This window comes from Flavobacterium olei (assembly GCF_039749035.1).
GTDB classification, from domain to species: Bacteria; Bacteroidota; Bacteroidia; order Flavobacteriales; family Flavobacteriaceae; genus Flavobacterium; species Flavobacterium olei.
Genome location: NZ_JBDKWC010000007.1, coordinates 201,536 through 220,207 on the forward strand (window position 1 = coordinate 201,536; position 18,672 = coordinate 220,207).

The 18,672-nt window shown below is 33.7% G+C and carries 17 protein-coding genes; 11 read left to right on the forward strand and 6 right to left on the reverse strand.

Annotation, left to right across the window (positions count from 1 at the left end):
• Window positions 1-35 precede the first annotated feature (35 nt).
• Complete coding sequence (locus tag ABEB31_RS18785) at window positions 36-1,172, forward strand: glycosyltransferase (protein ID WP_347053197.1); 1,137 nt, start codon at window positions 36-38, stop codon at window positions 1,170-1,172.
• On the opposite strand, the gene ABEB31_RS18790 is transcribed toward ABEB31_RS18785, so the two are convergent.
• The 6 genes from ABEB31_RS18790 to ABEB31_RS18815 all read right to left on the reverse strand — a co-directional run bounded on the left by ABEB31_RS18790 (window position 1,169) and on the right by ABEB31_RS18815 (window position 7,040).
• Window positions 1,169-2,440, reverse strand: a complete 1,272-nt coding sequence (locus ABEB31_RS18790; RefSeq protein ID WP_347053198.1) for an O-antigen translocase — start codon at window positions 2,438-2,440, stop codon at window positions 1,169-1,171. The genes ABEB31_RS18785 and ABEB31_RS18790 overlap by 4 nt on opposite strands.
• Complete coding sequence (locus ABEB31_RS18795; RefSeq protein ID WP_347053199.1) at window positions 2,441-3,607, reverse strand: DegT/DnrJ/EryC1/StrS family aminotransferase; 1,167 nt, start codon at window positions 3,605-3,607, stop codon at window positions 2,441-2,443. It abuts the gene before it with no gap.
• Window positions 3,604-4,554 carry a FemAB family protein gene (locus tag ABEB31_RS18800; protein WP_347053200.1) on the reverse strand — a complete coding sequence of 317 codons (951 nt, stop codon included), beginning with the start codon at window positions 4,552-4,554 and terminating at the stop codon, window positions 3,604-3,606. Before ABEB31_RS18800 ends, ABEB31_RS18795 begins: the two co-directional genes overlap by 4 nt.
• A gap of 6 nt (window positions 4,555-4,560) precedes the next feature.
• Window positions 4,561-5,163, reverse strand: coding sequence for a trimeric intracellular cation channel family protein (locus ABEB31_RS18805; RefSeq protein WP_347053201.1), 603 nt, complete (start codon window positions 5,161-5,163; stop codon window positions 4,561-4,563).
• A 193-nt stretch (window positions 5,164-5,356) separates the two neighbouring features.
• Window positions 5,357-6,196, reverse strand: coding sequence for a hypothetical protein (locus ABEB31_RS18810; protein ID WP_347053202.1), 840 nt, complete (start codon window positions 6,194-6,196; stop codon window positions 5,357-5,359).
• A gap of 100 nt (window positions 6,197-6,296) precedes the next feature.
• Window positions 6,297-7,040, reverse strand: a complete 744-nt coding sequence (locus tag ABEB31_RS18815; protein ID WP_347053203.1) for an RDD family protein — start codon at window positions 7,038-7,040, stop codon at window positions 6,297-6,299.
• Between the two features lie 20 nt (window positions 7,041-7,060).
• On the opposite strand from ABEB31_RS18815, the gene ABEB31_RS18820 reads away from it, so the two are divergent.
• From ABEB31_RS18820 to ABEB31_RS18865, 10 genes are all read left to right on the forward strand, one after another.
• Window positions 7,061-8,038, forward strand: coding sequence for a stage II sporulation protein M (locus ABEB31_RS18820; RefSeq protein ID WP_347053204.1), 978 nt, complete (start codon window positions 7,061-7,063; stop codon window positions 8,036-8,038).
• A gap of 329 nt (window positions 8,039-8,367) precedes the next feature.
• Complete coding sequence (locus tag ABEB31_RS18825) at window positions 8,368-8,994, forward strand: hypothetical protein (RefSeq protein ID WP_347053205.1); 627 nt, start codon at window positions 8,368-8,370, stop codon at window positions 8,992-8,994.
• Window positions 8,987-9,760 (forward strand): DUF4129 domain-containing protein, encoded by a 774-nt coding sequence (locus ABEB31_RS18830; RefSeq protein ID WP_347053206.1) that lies wholly within the window; start codon window positions 8,987-8,989, stop codon window positions 9,758-9,760. The genes ABEB31_RS18825 and ABEB31_RS18830 overlap by 8 nt, the downstream gene beginning before the upstream one ends.
• Window positions 9,753-10,958: a DUF4350 domain-containing protein gene (locus tag ABEB31_RS18835; protein WP_347053207.1), complete on the forward strand. Its 1,206-nt coding sequence runs from the start codon at window positions 9,753-9,755 to the stop codon at window positions 10,956-10,958. The genes ABEB31_RS18830 and ABEB31_RS18835 overlap by 8 nt, the downstream gene beginning before the upstream one ends.
• Before the next feature lie 72 nt (window positions 10,959-11,030).
• Window positions 11,031-12,044, forward strand: coding sequence for an AAA family ATPase (locus ABEB31_RS18840; RefSeq protein ID WP_347053208.1), 1,014 nt, complete (start codon window positions 11,031-11,033; stop codon window positions 12,042-12,044).
• A 51-nt stretch (window positions 12,045-12,095) separates the two neighbouring features.
• Window positions 12,096-13,427, forward strand: coding sequence for a DUF58 domain-containing protein (locus ABEB31_RS18845; protein ID WP_430408235.1), 1,332 nt, complete (start codon window positions 12,096-12,098; stop codon window positions 13,425-13,427).
• 116 nt (window positions 13,428-13,543) lie between these two features.
• Complete coding sequence (locus ABEB31_RS18850; protein ID WP_347053209.1) at window positions 13,544-14,629, forward strand: phosphoglyceromutase; 1,086 nt, start codon at window positions 13,544-13,546, stop codon at window positions 14,627-14,629.
• A 183-nt stretch (window positions 14,630-14,812) separates the two neighbouring features.
• Window positions 14,813-15,601 (forward strand): TrmH family RNA methyltransferase, encoded by a 789-nt coding sequence (locus tag ABEB31_RS18855; protein WP_347053210.1) that lies wholly within the window; start codon window positions 14,813-14,815, stop codon window positions 15,599-15,601.
• Between the two features lie 273 nt (window positions 15,602-15,874).
• The gene (locus ABEB31_RS18860; protein ID WP_347053211.1) at window positions 15,875-18,097 is read left to right on the forward strand and encodes a RelA/SpoT family protein; all 2,223 of its coding nucleotides are present in this window, start codon (window positions 15,875-15,877) and stop codon (window positions 18,095-18,097) included.
• A gap of 88 nt (window positions 18,098-18,185) precedes the next feature.
• Window positions 18,186-18,644 carry a Fur family transcriptional regulator gene (locus tag ABEB31_RS18865; protein ID WP_031453777.1) on the forward strand — a complete coding sequence of 153 codons (459 nt, stop codon included), beginning with the start codon at window positions 18,186-18,188 and terminating at the stop codon, window positions 18,642-18,644.
• Window positions 18,645-18,672 lie beyond the last annotated feature (28 nt).

The window sequence follows — 18,672 nt, forward strand, 5'->3', positions numbered from 1 at the left end:
AAAAAAGTAAATATATTTGTCAAATATACACATAAATGAAAGTTTTATTGGTAGGCGAATTCAGCCATTTGCACAATTCTTTAAAAGATGGTTTACTGGCTTTAGGACATGAAGTTTTTATTATTGGTCAGAACGACGGTTTTAAAAATTTTCCTGTTGATTTTTCTATTTATAAAAAATGGGATTCGGGTTTTCTTAAGAAACTAAAAATTGCGGTTTATAAAATTTCTCATTTTGATATAAGCTCCTATTTAACTTATAGACAGTTTTTGAAATTTAAAAAGCAATGTTCCGGTTTTGATGTGGTGCAATTAATAAACGAAAATAGTTTTTACTGTACTCCTTACTTCGAAAAAAAGATCATTTTGCACCTTAATAAAAACAATAAAAAATTGTTTTTATTAAGCTCGGGTTATGATTACCTGAATGTGAAATATTGTTTTGAAAATCCTGATTTTAAATCTGTTATTCCGTTATATCTAAGCAGAAAAATCGATAAAAAATCTTTTGGCAATGTTTTGAAATTCCGCGAAAAAGCGTTTTTAAATTTACATCAGTTTATTTATAAAAACAGCAACGGAATAATTGCTTCAGATTTAGATTATCATCTTCCTTTGCAGGGAAATTCAAAATATCTAGGAATGATTCCGAATCCTGTTAATATCGATAAACTGGAATTTCAACCGATTAATATTTCGGATAAAATCATCATTTTCCATGGAATAAATAACCACAACTATTTAAAAAAAGGAAATGATTACTTTGAAAAGGCGTTAGAAATAATTAAAGCAAAATACGATTCTAAAATTGAAATAATTACAGTTCGAAGTGTTCCGTATTCGGAATATATTAATTCTTATAACCGATGCCACATCGTATTGGACATGATTTATGCATACGATCAGGGATATAATGCGCTTGAAGCAATGGCCAAAGGAAAAGTTGTTTTTACAGGTGCAGAAGCGGAATTTATGTCCTTTTATAACCTTACTGAAAAAGTGTGTATAAATGCTTTGCCAAATGTCGATTATCTGGCAGATCAATTGTCTTTTTTAATTGAAAACCCCCATGAAATTATAGCAATAAGCAAACGTGCCAGAGCTTTTATTGAAGAACATCATCATTATAAAGAAATTGCAGAAAGGTATATTCAAAAATGGAATAAAAACTAAATTAAACTTTTTCTGAAGTAAACTGACAAAACCAGCAGGTATATAAAATTCTGAAACGCATAAGCCAGTACAACACCTTCTAATTCAAATAAATTAACAGCATACAAAGTAGAAAAATACAAAACCATCAGGGAAAATAATTCAGTAAAAAGGAACGCTGAAGTGAGTTTTTTAGCAAAAAAATTATACCCTAAAATTAGGGCACAAACTTTAAAAATATCTCCCAAAAACTGCCAAAAAAACAAATCTGCAACCGGCAGAAACTCTTTGGTAAAAAGAAGTTCGACAACAAAAAATCTCGCAAAGTAGAGCACCGTTAAGCTTAAGCCAAAAATGGGTAAAATGAATTTATAATACTGCCAAAAAATACTTTTGGTTTCCTTATAACTTACTGCTTTGGTTAATTTCGGTAAAAAGTAAACGCTTAAAATCGTGGTGACAAATAGTAAATAATACCCGGAAATTCGCGTCATGGTTTCCCAATATCCTGCCTGTTCGACTCCTAGGTTTTGAATAATGTTATTTCGAATTGCGAGAAATACAAACGGTCCAAGAACTGATGAAACCAATGCCATTAAAGAATACGAGGAAAGATTTTTTAGTATTTTATAATCGAATAACCTGATTTTAATGACTTGCAGTAATTCAATCTCTTTCTGAACCAGATAAAAAGTAATAATAGACAACAAAGCCGGTGCAATTACAATTGCCAGCAAAGCGCCAGTTGTTTTGAAGTTTAAAATCAGTACTATAGAGATGAGCAGCCCGATACTATTTCCCACAATATTGAGCCAGATTACTTTTTTAAATTTTCCTAAACCATTTATGACAGCCGTTAAAAAAATCGATATTGCATAAAATGGCAGACTCAATGCCAGCACTTTAAAAACAATTTGGTATTCATTGCTGCCGAAGATTTCTTTGCTCCAAAATGAAGCTGTAAAAAATAAAATGGCACTTAAAATCAGAGCAATAAATAATAAACTAAGAAAAACGGTAGAAACAATTTTTTGAAATTCAGTCTGATTTTTTTCATTTTCTGCCGTATATTTTACAATTCCGTTTTGAAAACCTAAGGTAGAAATATTTTCCAGTGAAGTTAAAAAATTCCGAAGATTTCCAACCAGCGCCATCCCTGCCGGACCAACGAATACAGCTAACATTTTGGATGTAATTAAGCCGGTACCAATTTTCAATACAACGCTAAAACTGTTTAAGGAAGTAATCTTAAACAAACTTGTCTGAATTATTTTTTTATAAAAATTCAATTAGTATCGATTTAAAATTTCAATAATAAAATCGACTTCAGCATCTGTTAAAACCGGACTTATGGGTAAACTCAACACTTCATTATGAATTTTTTCTGTTATTGGAAATGATATATTATTCCATCCCGGATTTGTGTCCGAAAATGCCTTCTGTTTATGTGGAGGAACCGGATAATGTATGACGGTCTCAATACTATTCTGTACTAGATATTCTTGTAACTTGTTTCTGTTTTCTGTTCGTATTACAAACAAGTGAAAAACATGATTGTTGGAAAAATCCCAAAATGGAAGGATTATTTTATCATTTTTAATTTCTGATAAATAGCGTTTTGCAACTGCTCTTCTTTTTTGATTGTCTGAATTTAAATTTGGCAATTTTAGATTTAAAAAACCAGCTTGTAATTCGTCCAATCTCGAATTGACGCCCATATACTCATTGTAATACTTTTTGTTTGAACCGTAGTTTCGAAGAGAAATAATCACTTTTGCCAGTTCGGGATCGTTTGTTGTGACAGCACCGCCGTCGCCAAGACACCCAAGATTTTTTCCTGGATAAAAACTGTAAGCAGAGGCATGTGAAAGATTTTCGACTTTGCTCAGAGTGACAGCCGAATCAGATTCCGTATTTTGGAATTTGAAATTTGAAATTTCGAATTTAAAATTTTCTACACCATGAGCTTGTGCACAATCCTCTACAATTATGAAATCATTTTTTAGCGAAATCTCAGTTATTTTATCCATTTCTGCCAGTTGTCCGTACAAATGAACAGCCAAAATGGCTTTTGTTTTTGAAGTGATTTTGTCTTCTATTAAATCCGGATTTATATTGTACGTTTCTATTCTTGGCTCAACTAAAACCGGTACTAAACCGGCTTGTAAAACTGCTAATATACTGGCGATATAGGTATTGGCCGGAATGATAACTTCGTCACCTGTCTGTAGTTTTCCAAGCTCCATATATCCTTTAAAAATCAGGACTAGGGCATCAAAACCATTTCCAGTTCCAATGCAATATTTGGACTGATTAAAGGCCGCGAAAGCTTTTTCAAATGTTTCTACTTCTTTTCCTAAAATGTACCAACCGTTTTCCAGAACTAATTTCAGTTTTTCCTGAAAAGCAGTTTCATACGGTTCGTTTATTTTTTTTAGGTCTAAAAATGGAATCACTTTATTTCAATTTTATAAAAATCCTGACCGTATACTGAACAGCCCAATTCTTCTTTTTGTTGTAAAAGTCCGGAATTATATCCCTGTTGATTATTTTCATCGACAATTCCCATATCGAAAAAATGCTTTCCTTTTTGCTTGTATTGCTGAATTAGATTAATGAACAAAAAGTCAAGGGCCCGAAATTGCTCGCCTGTTTTAGAAGTGGCTCCATATTGTGATTTTACAACATTTTGTGTTTCAAAAATGGTAATTCCGGCAATAATTTCATCATTTCTATATGCGGAATATTGTTTGATATTTTGAGGAAATTTAGATTTTAAAAACGTAATTTCATTGATGGAATGTACCGGTTTTACAGCAAACTTTTCGAGTAATCTTGGTTCTAAAATTTTTTCCCAAAAAGGATTGAAATCATCTTCTTCGACAATATCGAGATCCAGGTTTTCTATTCTTCTAAAGTGTTTTAATTTGCTTTTTGAAATTCTTAAAGGCACGTTTAGATTCACTGCCAGATTCATTTCTTTTCGTTCTAAAACGGCTCCTTTTTTTAATAAAAAAAATTCTGCTTCTTTATTTCCTTCCGAAAAATAAAAATCCGGAATTGGCTTATAATAAAAAGTTTGTACTTTATTTTCTTTCAAAAAAAGCAAAATTTCATCCAAAATCACTTCTACATTTTCAACTTTTAATTTTGGTAAAAAAACCAATCCGCCGTACGTAAGTCCCTGATGTGAATAAACCGAATCTGCTTTCTTACTGGCCGGCAGAATCGCAACAAGTTTTTCCTGATTATAAATTAAAAGCGAAAAATCTTCAAAGCGATCTTTGTGATATTCCATAAAATCACGATGAAATAAGAAAGTGGCATTTTTGGCCTGAGCGACAAAATCGTTCCAAACTTTAAAATCGTTGTAATCGTATTTTTTAATGGTTAATTTTGTCATATACTGTTACTTATGATCAAATGCTTTGAGATGCCATTTGTATTTTACCGCCAGTAACCGGACTACGATAATTACTAATGAAGTCACAAGATATAAAACATCATCATTTAAATTAAGTTTTCTTAGACTAAAAAAAACTAATCCGCCCAAAATACAGATGGTGGCGTAAATTTCTTCTTTAAAAACATTAGGTATTTCATTACATAAAATATCACGAATAACACCGCCAAAGCAGGCTGTCATTGTTCCCAGCGCAATGCAAATTACAGGATGAAGTCCGGTTAAAAGCCCTCGTTCCAGTCCGATCAGCGTGAAAACACCTAAACCAATAGTATCAAATAAAAAAAGCGATGTCCGAAGTTTGTCAAATCTTTTTCTGAAAAGTATAGCAAGAAAAAAACCTAAAATAATCACATATACGTATTGCATGTCGCGCATCCAGCCAACGGGAGTCCTTCCTATAAGAACGTCACGCAGTGTTCCTCCGCCAACTGCTGTGACAAATGCAATTATAAAAACCCCAAACGGATCCAGTTTTTTATGCATTGCAGTTAAAGCGCCGGACATAGCAAACGCCATTGTCCCGATAATATCCAGTAAGTGAAACATTCTTTTATGTTGCTAAGGTTCTGAGGTTGTAATCTATTAAACTTCCTGCTGCAAATTTATTATCCTCCAGGGGCCAAAGTTACAAAGTTGTAAGGGAATTCCAATAGCAATGCGGATTTCAAAATTATAAAAAGCACTATTTAAAAGCAATTTCAACTCCTCAACCTTCAACAACTACAATTAATTTTGGTTGTTATTTTTTTACATATATCGGGCTTCTCTTCAATAAATATGTTACCGATTCCATCCAGCTGTCTTTTACTGCCAAAAACGGTTTACGGGTCTGCGAATAGATTTTGTTCTTGTTCTTATACATATCAAAATAAACAGTATAGTAATAATACATTTGATTATTAGCGGTTGTAGTAGAAATATCGTTTGTTTTCACTTTGTTTTTATCCACTTTTGAGGTGCCGCTATTGTAAGTGGTCGCAGTTGAAGCGGTTGACATTGTAAACGAAATTTTGGCTGCTATAATATTATCAACTCCAAGTATTTTTTCGAGATCTTCTATGGGCGTTTCGTCAATATTTTCATGATCAATTCCGGCTTTATGAAGCAAACTATTGGTAGTTCTTAAATCCTGGACTGTGAGAGGAAAAATATTTGCCGATTTATCCAGCAGTTTATTATACATATCGTTCTGGGCAAATTTTGCCATATCTTCAGAACTTTCCTGAGTGTCAGAATTAACGTAAGGAACTGGCAGAACAGCTATTGTATTTGTTTTCATATCTGCAGCCACTATATTTTGACCCGAACTTGTCTGGGAACTATTTGCAGCAACCTCAAAAGTTTGTGATCTTCCGCTGGCAAATTCAATTCTTGCGATTTTCGAAACGTCAAGCGAAATGACCATTGTCTCTCCCGGAAGTGAATATTCTACGGTCTGATCGGACATTTTTGAAATGGTACCTTCAATAACCTGATAATCTCTTTTTATAATTTTGTCTAATTTTTTTCCGCCCTGAGCGAAACTAAAAATGACTGCAAAAAACAGTAATACGACGAGTAACGGCTTTTTATCTTTCATGGCTCTAAAACTAAATTCGGAAATACTAACTAAAAATCAGTTAAATATAAAAAATTTAGTATTAAAATCCTTAGTTAAATTTCAATTTAATATCAATAAATTACATATTCTGAGTGTAAAAGTTATAATCTTTTAAAATGACGCGAACAAAATCGCTGTTATTACCGGATTGATTCTTTATTCCGGTTACACTTTCGATTTTTGCTACCAGTTTATAGATAATTTCATGATCGTTTTTGGCTTCGGCCTTTTGATACGTTTCTTTGATAATTCGCATATCATTGTCTGAAAGTTTGATTACCAATGGATAAGTGGGCACATAAGCTTCTCCGATTTCTTCTAAAATCGTATGACTGATATTAATTTTATTCTTTAAAGTAATTACCGCCGTTCCCGCCGCCATGTCTCCAAGACGCTGTGATTTCTGACTTGTAATTACGGCAATCATTCCCGGGAGTCCGAAAAGGCTGAAAAAGTCGATTACCCTAAAAAACCAACGAATTAAATAATCACCAAAACCTGCCTGATAGCCGTCTATCTTAACTACTTTAATTTTTACCAGTTTTTTTCCAAGCGACTGACCTTCAAAAACACTTTCCAAAACCAAAGAATACACTATAATCGGTGTATAAAGTACTAAATAGATGGCCCCTTTTGACCAGCCGTCTAAATTATACATCAAACGCTCTAGCCCTAACCAGTCAAACACCACTACAGAAATGGCTGTAACATAACAGATTATAATAACAAGATCGATAAAGAAAGCGCCTAGTCTTTCACCTAAAGAAGCGGCAATAAAATTTATTTTGACATTTTGCGTCGTATTAATAGATAATTCTGACATATTTTATATTTTAGCCAACAATGAGAGAAATCGCTTTTATAAAACAAAATAAAGAAAAATGGCTCGAGTTTGAGCTGGCAATTTTCGGTAAAGCTAAAAAAAATCCTGATGAATTAGCAAATTTGTACATTCAAATGATGAATGATTTGTCGTATGCCCAAACGTATTACCCTAAAAGTAAAACGGTTGTATACTTAAATCATCTTGCTTCTCAGATTTATCAAAAAATTTATAAAACCAAGCGCACGGACCAGAACCAGGTTGTAGAATTTTTTAAAACCGAAGTGCCTTTGTTAGTTTACGAATACAAAAGGTATTTGGCTTATGCCTTTGTTTTATTTTTTATTACGGTTTCAATCGGCGTACTTTCTGCCCGTTATGACCGTGATTTTGTGCGTCTTATTTTAGGAGACGATTATGTCAATATGACTTTAGAGAACATTAAAAAAGGCAATCCGATGGCTGTCTACGGTTCTGGAAGCAATTGGGGAAGTTTTATTGGTATTACCGTAAACAATCTTTTTGTGGGTGCCAAGTGTTATTTTTATGGCATTTTTGCGGGAATCGGAACTTTTTATGTCTTTCTGCAAAACTGTATTATGCTTGGGTCTTTTCAGTATTTTTTCTACGAGCAGGGCGTTTTCTGGAAAAGTGTCAGAGGAATATGGATTCACGGTTCCATGGAAATTTTTGCAATTGTAATCGAAACTACTGCTGGCTTTATTTTGGGCGCTTCTATTTTGTTTCCCAAAACGTTTTCGAGAATAAATTCCTTTAAAATCGGTTTTAAGAATAGTTTTAAAATATTTTTAAGTACTTTTCCTTTCACAATAAGCGCCGGATTTTTAGAAGGTTTCATTACAAGATACTCAATTGACATGCCCAATTGGCTGAGCAGTTTGATTATTTTGGTAACTCTTGGTATAATTTCGTTTTACTATTTGATTTATCCTTTTATTGTTCATAAAAAAATAACTTCAAAACAAATTAGTTTATAATGTTTGAGCTATATAAAAAACGCCAACTCAGTGACAATCTGGGAGACACTTTTTTATTTTTTAAAAATTATGGAAAAAACTTTCTGAAGATTTTTTTCATTATTAATGGTGCTTTTTTGCTTCTTTTCGGTATCATAATTTATTTTTTAATTAAAATTAATTTTGAACTTTTAAAGACATCAGGTTTTGAAAATAATATCTCAAAAGAGGATTTTCTGAGTTACTTTAATAATAATGAAGGACTGGTTTTTCTCCTGATATTTATTTGCTTTTTTCTCTTTCTCCTCTTATCGCTGTTCAATTATTCGTATCCGGTTTTGTATTTAAAAATGCTAAGCACCGGAAAAAAGAATTTTCTACTGAATACGGTTTTGGCAGAGTTTACAAAGCATCTTTTTAAACTGATAAAGTTTACCATCGGATTTGTTTTTATAATTCTTCCGGTATTAATGATACTGTTAATTGTCCTGTTTCTTCTGTGTTTCATCATTATTGGTATTCCATTATTAATGATCGGCCTGCCCACTTGTTTTACCTATTTAAACCTTTGTTTTTATAGTTATCTCACAGATGAAAAACGTTTTTTTGAATCGCTGAGACATTCTTATTACTTAATAAAAATAGATTTCTGGAATACAGTGGGTACTTCTTTTATTATGATGCTGATTATGCAGTTTGTCCAGGCAGCCACAACAATGTTTTTTTACTTTGTGGGTATATTTATATTTCTTGCCTCTTTAATGGGAACTTCTGATCAGAATCACGTTGAGTCAATAGATCCTTCACCCTTATTAATTGCATTTGTAACCGTTATTGTACTTGTATTTATTGTAATTAGTAATGTCCTCAACAACATTATCATCATCAATCAGGGAATGATTTACTATAGTTTAGAATCCGGAAATAAAGCAGAATCGAATACAATTGATTTAATTGGAGACCATAGTAATGAATAGAATTTTTATTTTTTTATATTTTCTTTTCTCTCTGGGTATGGCAAATGCTCAGGACACTTTGGCTACACAGGATCCACCTCCTGTTTCCTCTGTTAAGTATACCGAAAAGGATATTCAGATCGATTCTGAAACAGTCGAAGCAAGACATTTTGAGAAAAATTTCAGAAAAAAATATAAGGGAAAAGAATTTGTCTACGAATTTAAAGAACCGGAAAAAAGCTGGTGGGATAACTTTAAAGAATGGCTTGCGCGAAAACTTTTTAATTTATTCAATTTTAGCAGTGTCAATAATTCATTGAATTTTCTGGGAATCCTGTTTCGAATTTTAGCCGTTTTGGTGGTTGTTATTATCATCTACTTTATTGCCAGAGCCCTTACCAAACAAGAAGGAAGATGGATTTTTGGAAAAAATGCTCATAAAAAAACGCTGTTTTATTCTGATGATGAAAAAAATATCCATCTCCTGAATTTCGAAAAATTAATTATAGAAAGCATCGAAGCCGGCGAAAAAAGAATTGCTGTCCGTTATTATTATTTATGGCTTTTAAAAACAATGGCGCAGCATAATTATATTAATTGGGATATTGAAAAAACAAATTCCGATTATGTTTACGAATTACAGCAACAGACTCATAAAGAAGAGTTTACATACCTTTCTTATTTGTATAATTATATCTGGTACGGCGAATTTGAGATTAACTATACCACATTCAGCAAAACAGAAAACAGATTTAAAAAAGCTCTAAAAACATTTGGCAATGGATAATAAAGTTAAAATATACATTGCTGTCCTGGTTTTAATTCTCGGAATTACGCTGCTCGCAGACAAGGGAAAACCAAAACCTATTGACTGGACACCAACTTATTCTGTTGAAGATAAGATTCCGTTTGGGTTGTACATTTTTGATCATGAAGCAGACAGGCTTTTCAGCAATCAAAAAATAGAACGAATTTCGACACAGACTCCGTACGAATATTTAGATGCGCAATACGACGAAACTGAAGGCGTAGAAACGTACAGAGTTAAAGGTACTTTTATAAATATCTCTGAAGCAAACACCATTGACGATCAATCTATGAAAGAAATTTTATATTTTGTATCTCACGGAAATAACGCTTTTTTAAGTATGAGAGGATTTCCGAGAGTCTTGTTGGATTCTCTTAAAATTGAGCTGAAAACAGATTTTATGCCCTCTGAAAAAGTTTTAGTCTGGATGGCCAATAAAAAAGTAAGTCCTAAAAAATATACTTTTAAAAATGGTATAAGCGATTATTTTTCTAAAATTGATACTCTTAATACCAAAGTTTTAGGTTATCAGACAAGTGGTAAAAATAAGCGACAGGTTAATTTTATTAAAGTTCCGTATAAAAATGGTTATCTCTATCTGCACACACAGCCGGTAGCTTTTACCAATTATAATTTACTTCAGAAAGATCACTTCCAATATGCTGAAAACGTACTTTCTTATATTCCCGAAGGAACTGTTTTGTGGCACAATAAACCGCTTAATGATAAAAGAATTTCAAATTCACCGCTGCGCTATATCTTTAGTCAGCCCGCGCTGAAATCGGCATGGTACTTAGGCTTGATTGGAATTTTTATTTTTATGATTTTTAACGCCAAACGAAAACAGCGAATTGTACCCATTATAAAACCATTAGAAAATTTAACGGTCGATTTTACTAAAACAATTGGTAATTTATACTATCAGGAAGGCGACCACACCAATATAATCGACAAAAAAATCATCTATTTTTTAGAGAAAATAAGAACCGATTATTTGATTGATACAGCTAAACTCGATGACGATTTTATAACTAAACTGCATTTTAAAACAGGAAAAGATGAAAAAGACATTCGCGAACTGGTTCGTTTAATAAATGAACATCGAAGTACCTATCATGGCAGTCTGGAAGAAGATCTGATCCGGATTAACACAGCAATTGAAAAGATTTTACACTAACTAAAAATATTGCTCGCGATTAACTTGAAAATTAATTTAAATCTGAGGCAAAACTATTAAACTTACCCAATTATGGACGATAATAATACAACATCAAACGAAATCACAAACGAAAATGTGAATTTTGAAACGAGAATTAATTTAGGACCGCTTTTAGATCACGTAAACACGATTAAAAAAGAAATCGAAACTGTAATTGTCGGGCAGCATAAAATGGTAGATCAGCTTTTGGTTGCTATTTTGTCTAACGGACACGTTCTTCTGGAAGGAGTTCCGGGAGTAGCCAAAACCATTACCGCCAAATTATTGTCTAAAACGCTAAATATTGGTTTCAGCAGAATTCAGTTTACCCCTGATTTAATGCCTTCTGATATTTTAGGAACTTCGATTTTTAATCTGAAAAATTCAGAATTTGAGTTTAAAAAAGGACCTGTCTTCTCCAATTTGATTTTAATTGATGAAATCAATCGTGCGCCGGCAAAGACACAGGCAGCACTTTTTGAAGTTATGGAAGAACGTCAGATTACTATCGATGGCTCTGCGTACCAACTGGAAGCGCCATTTTTGGTTATTGCAACGCAGAATCCAATCGAGCAGGAAGGAACGTACCGTTTACCGGAAGCGCAATTGGACCGTTTTCTTTTTAAAATTACAATTGATTATCCAAAACTGAATGAAGAAATTATGATTCTTCAGAGAGAACATTCTTTACAGGATCATGGAAAACTGGATGCTATAAAAACGATTCTTTCATCTGATGAAATTAAGGAATATCAAAATTTGGTCAAACAAATCAGAGTAGAACAAAATTTACTGGAGTATATTGCCCGAATTGTAGTAAACACACGCGAAAATGCCTTTTTATATTTAGGAGCTTCGCCTCGTGCCTCTATTGCGATTTTGAATGCATCTAAAGGTTTTGCGGCCATTCGTGGGCGTGATTTTGTTACTCCTGAAGACATTAAAGAAGCTGCGATCCCAGTTTTACAACATCGTGTGATTGTAACACCGGAGCGTGAAATGGAAGGTTTGACCAGTTCTGAAATTATCAGACAAATTATTGAAGCAGTAGAAATTCCGAGATAATTGGTTTTAATGGTCGAAAAATTGTAACCTGAAATCTGAAACTATAAAACAGTGAAATTTATAAAAAGTCTATATCTGAATAATTTCTTTTTCTATGTGCTTATGGGCATTATAGGATTATTTATCTGCGCTTTCATCTTTCCAAATATGTACAATGCGGTTTGGCTGATTGTCTTAGGCCTGGGGACTTTTTCCTTACTTGATATTCTACTTTTATATTTTGCCAGAACGGGACTTGAAGCGGAGCGAATTGCACCTGAAAAATTATCAAATGGAGATTTAAATCCGATAAAGATCAATTTAAAAAACCATTATAATTTTACTATTTCGGTTAAAATAATTGATGAAATTCCGGTTCAGTTTCAGATCCGCGATTTTAAAATTGTAAAAACGATAAAAGAGGCATCGCAAAAAGAAATTGGATACGACCTTCGACCGACAGAACGGGGAGAATATCATTTTGGAGCATTAAATGTATATGTTTCGTCCCCTTTAAGATTGATTTCGAGAAGATTTTCTTTCGATAAAAATCAAATGGTTCCAACTTATCCTTCTTACATTCAATTAAGAAAATACGATTTAATCGCTTTTTCAAACACCTTATTTCAATACGGAATTAAAAAAATACGCCGGATTGGTCACACGATGGAATTTGAACAAATTAAGGAATATGTTCAGGGCGACGATTTAAGAACATTAAACTGGAAAGCGACGGCAAAGAGAAATTCCCTGATGGTCAATCAGTTTCAGGACGAAAAATCGCAATCGGTTTATATGGCAATCGACAAAGGGCGTGTTATGCAAATGCCTTTTGACGGATTAAGTTTGCTGGATTATGCCATTAATTCGGCTTTGGTTTTATCGAATGTGATTCTTAAAAAACAAGATAAAGCAGGTCTTTTTTCTTTTTCTAAAAAAGTAGAAAACAGAGTTTTTGCAGAAAGAAGAGCTTCTCAGATGCAGAAAATCCTTGAGACCTTATACAATGTGAAAACCGATTTTTTTGAAAGTGATTACAGCCGACTGTATGCTGATATTAAAAAAAATATCAATCAGCGAAGTTTAATTATTCTGTATACGAATTTTGAAACTATGGACGGTTTAAATCGTCAATTACCTTATTTAAAAGGAATTGCAAAAAGTCATTTATTGGTTGTTGTTTTCTTTAGTAATACCGAATTAAACGGCATTATCAATAAAAAAACAACCACGATCCAGGAAGTTTATGATAAGGTTATCGCCGAGAAATTCATGTTCGAAAAACGGTTAATTGTCAATGAACTTAAAAAATACGGAATCCATTCTGTTTTAACGCAGCCTGAAAACCTGACTCTGGATGCCATAAATAAATATCTGGAAATTAAATCGCGCGGAATTTTGTAGCATTTGCTTTATTAACTTATGGTTATATTATGCAATCGCTGAGTGACTATTACTATTAATCTTTTAGTTTTGAAATAAATATCATTTTTGATTGTAAAAACTAAAACAGATAAGAAATGAAAAAATTAATCGTCTTTCTATTCATTTTATCAGCTATTCAATCTCAGGCTCAAAAAACAGAAAACATCATTATTATTACCACAGATGGCTTCCGATGGCAGGAAGTTTTTAAAGGAATTGATCCCGAAATTACAAACAACAAAAAATTCAATCAGGGCGACAGTGCTTATATTTATAAAAAATACGGCAATCCCGATGTTAAGGAATCCCGTAAAAAACTAATGCCTTTTTTCTGGTCTGAAATTGCTTCTAAAGGTCAGATTTATGGCAATAGAGATTTTGGAAATAAAGTTGACGTTGCCAATCCGTATTGGTTTAGTTATCCTGGTTATAGTGAAATTATGACCGGAAATGTTGATCTTGCTGTAAATTCAAACGGCTACAAACCCAATCCCAATGTTAATCTTTTAGAATTTTTAAATCAACAACCTACATTAAAAGGAAAAGTTGCTGCGTTTGGCGCCTGGGATGCTTTTGACAGAATATTGAATGAAGAAAGAAGCGGTTTTCCTGTCATTTCTGCTTTTGATAAAGTAGGTGGAAAAAAGCCTACAGCATCTCAAAAATTATTAAATGAAATGCGTGACAACTCTTATAAACCTTTTCATGAAGATGAATGTCTGGATGTTTTTACTCATTTTGAAGCATTGGACGAACTTAAAACAAAAAAGCCAAAAGTATTATATATCGCTTACGGAGAAACCGATGAATGGGCGCATCACGGACAATATCGTTCGTATCTGGATGCAGCAAATCAGGTTGATAAATGGATCGGAGAAATTTGGAATTTTGTTCAGAATGACCCACAATACAAAAACAAAACAACGCTATTTATAACTGTAGATCATGGACGCGGTGACAAAGTAAAAACGCAATGGACAGATCACGGCGCTAATGTGGCCGGTGCATCTGAAATTTGGTTTGCGGCGATGGGACCGGAAATTGCCCCAAAAGGCGAAATACAAACAAATTCTCAATTGTATCAGAAACAGTTTGCACAAACGCTGGCAAAATTGATGGGATATGATTTTAAAACCTCACATTTGGTAGAAAAAGAGATTATTGAAGTCTTTGACAAATAGTCTTTTTTTGCCATGAAGTATTATTCCCGCTAATTAGCCTTAATTAAATCTAATAGTTAATGCTTTAATAATTGGCGAGAATCTTTTAACTCAAAAATATGCAAACCTGCAAGGTTTTTAGACCTTGCAGGAAGAAAAAATCTCTGTACCTTTGCCCCTTTGCAACTTTGAGCCTTAAAAAAAATGAAACAAATTACCTCAATTCAAAATCCGTTTATAAAATCTTTGGTTTTACTTCAGGAAAAATCGAAAGCCAGGAAACAAACCGGAACGTTTTTAATTGAAGGATTACGTGAGATTTCCTTAGCCATTAAAGGAGGTTATGAAATTGAAACCGTTTTATTTTTACCCGAATTAGTTTCAGAATCTGAAATCAATAAACTAATTGAAACGCCGTTTCAAATTATAGAGATTAACAAAGAAGTTTATCAAAAACTTGCCTACAGAGATACGACAGAAGGAATTTTAGCTGTAGCGAAAACCAAATCTTTGAAATTATCCGACCTGAAATTATCTGAAAATCCGTTAATTTTAGTGGCAGAAGCTCCTGAAAAACCGGGAAATATCGGAGCAATTTTAAGAACTGCAGATGCTGCAAATCTGGATGCGGTTTTAATCGCCAATCCGAAAAGTGATTTATACAATCCGAACATCGTACGTTCCAGTGTGGGTTGTATATTTACGAGACAAATAGCGACGGGAACAACAGAAGAAATCATTGCTTTTCTAAAAGAAAACAAAATTGATTTCTACTGCGCAACTTTACAAAATTCGACTTCGTATCATACCCAAAATTTTACTACTCCAACTGCTTTAGTAGTGGGAACAGAGGCAACAGGTTTAACGCAGGAATGGCGTGACGCTGCAACGCAGAATATCATAATTCCGATGCAGGGCGAAATCGACAGCATGAATGTTTCTGTTGCCGCCGCAATTTTAATTTTTGAAGCTAAAAGACAGAGAGGATTTTAGTCAAAGGTTCTGAGCTACTAAGTTCAGAGGGACAAAGGTTTCCGTAGAGACGCATCGCAGTACGTTTACCATGTTTATTGTTTCTAAGACTGCTAAACAAAGAAATTACTCCTTTTAATTGTCAGACTGAGCGTCCCGAGACTTCGGGAGAAGTCAAATTTCATTGGAAAAAATCTATCCCGAAGCTTCGGGACTACAATCAGAAATCTACAATGAAACCCCCTTGCGTATGTTGTAACTAATTCTTATTTTTAGTACTTGAACCATGCCGTTATGACAGAAATAGATATCGAAAAAGAGAATAAAGCTATTGCGCAGGAATACAAGGAATTACTTCGAATAAGTTACCAGACTTTAGATACAACCGACAAAAAATTAATTCGAAAAGCATTTGATGTTGCCGTTGATGCACACAAAGAGCAAAGACGTAAATCGGGCGAGGCGTATATCTTTCATCCTATTGCAGTTGCAAAAATTGTTGCCTCAGAAATTGGTCTGGGCGCGACCTCTATTGCTGCGGCTTTGCTTCACGATGTTGTAGAAGACACTCCAATTACGGTAGAAGATATCGAACGTTTGTTTAATCCCAAAGTGGCACAATTGGTCGAAGGCCTGACGAAAATATCCCTGGTTCAAAAAGATTTGAACGCTTCTATGCAGGCCGAGAACTTCAGAAAGATGATTCTCACACTGAATGATGATGTTCGCGTTATCCTTATCAAATTAGCCGATCGTCTTCATAATATGCAGACCATGGATTCGATGGCAGAATATAAACAGACTAAAATTGCCTCTGAAACTTTATATATTTATGCTCCTCTCGCCCATCGTCTGGGATTGTATAATATTAAAACTAAGCTCGAAGATTTAGGATTAAAATATACAGAACCAGCTGTTTATAATGACATTGTGGGTAAAATCCGTGAGACGAAAGAAGAGCAGGATGCTTATATAAAAGATATTTCAGACGTTTTGAAAAAATCCTTGGATACAGAAGGTATTGACTATCTGATAAAAGGCAGACCAAAATCGATTTATTCGATTCGTAGAAAAATGAGGGCTCAAAATGTGACTTTTGATGAAGTCTACGACAAATTTGCCCTTAGAATTGTCTACAAAGCAGCTCCGCATGAGGAAAAATTTATTGCCTGGAAAATCTATTCTATCGTAACAGATCATTACAGACCAAGTCCGAGCCGACTGCGTGACTGGATTTCGTCTCCAAAGTCAACCGGTTATGAGGCGCTTCACATTACTGTGATGGGACCAAAAGGGCGCTGGGTCGAAGTGCAGGTACGAAGCGAACGTATGGACGAAATTGCCGAAAAAGGTTATGCAGCACATTATAAATATAAAAATGGCGCAACAGAAGAAAGCGGACTGGATGTATGGCTGAATCTGCTGCGTGAAGCATTAGAAAATCCGGAAACGAATGCGGTTGATTTTGTTGAAGATTTTAAAATGAATTTATATTCAAAAGAAATTTTCATTTTTACACCGAAAGGAGAAATTAAATCGCTTCCGAAAGGGGCAACTTCATTGGATTTTGCATTTAGCATTCACTCGGAAATCGGAATTAAAACCCGCGGAACAAGGGTAAACGGCCGGTTGGTACCTTTAAACTACGAATTAAAAAGTGGCGATCAGGTAGAAGTGATAACATCGCCAAATCAAAAACCAACAGTAAACTGGCTGGAATATGTAACGACTTCACGAGCTAAAAACAAAATTAAAAATGTTCTTAACGAGAACACAAAAAAGATTGCAGAAGAAGGAAAAGAATTACTTGTTCGAAAATTAAAGCATTTAAAAATTACATTTAACGAACAGGTTACAAACGAGTTAGTTAACTTTTTTAAATTAAAAACAAGTTTAGATTTATTTTACAGAGTTGGAATTGGCGCGATTGAAAATCAGCAGTTAAAAGATTATGCGGCGCAGAAAGGAAATTCGTTTATCAATTTCTTCAAAAATAAAATTAAAAGAAATAAAGACAATACTGCAGCCGAAGATATTCATAAACCTGTTATCAGCAGCAACTACGACATGTTGGTTTTTGGAACCGAACATGATAAACTGGATTACAAACTTTCGCAATGCTGCAACCCTATTCCCGGCGACGAAGTTTTTGGCTTTGTAACGATTAATGAAGGGATCAAAGTTCATAAGAAAGACTGCCCTAACGCTATCGGAATGCAGTCGAATTACGCCTATAGAATTATGAGCGCGAAATGGATTGACTCTTCTCAGGAAGAATTTAAAGCCATTATCAACATTACCGGAATGGATGTTTTAGGACTTACTAACCAATTGACTAAAGTGATTTCTAATAATATGAGTGTAAATATCCAGAGCATTTCATTGAGCACAGATGCCGGTATTTTTCATGGTCAGATTGCTGTTATTGTAAAAAATAATACCATTTTGAAAAAAATGATCAGTGCAATTAAGAAAATTGACGGGGTTGATAAAGTGACAAGAGAGTACAGAACCTAACTTTTTAACCTATCTATAAGGGTTTTATAACTAAACTTTAAACCCGAAACTTTTATTGATTAAAAATAAAAAATTATCTTTGCCGGATATGACACTCATTTCAACTGACAACACTAAGAATCAAGAAATTGTAAAAAACGTTTTTACAATGTATCTTGAACAAAAAGGGCATCGCAAAACTCCTGAGCGTTATGCTATACTTCAGGAAATTTACGACAGCGAGGAACATTTTGACATAGAAAACCTATACATCAAAATGAAAAACAAAAACTATCGTGTGAGTAGAGCTACTCTTTACAACACAATCGAGTTATTGTTAGACTGCGCTTTGGTTAGAAAACATCAATTTGGGCAAAATCAGGCTTACTACGAAAAATCATACTTTGATAAACAGCACGATCATATTATTATGACGGACTCTGGCGAAGTAATTGAATTTTGTGATCCAAGAATTCAAACCATCAAAAAAACTATCGAAGAAATATTTGATATCGAAATTACGAATCATTCACTTTATTTCTACGGAAACAAAAAACAAAATCAATAATCCGGAAAGGAATTATTCAAAAATAAAA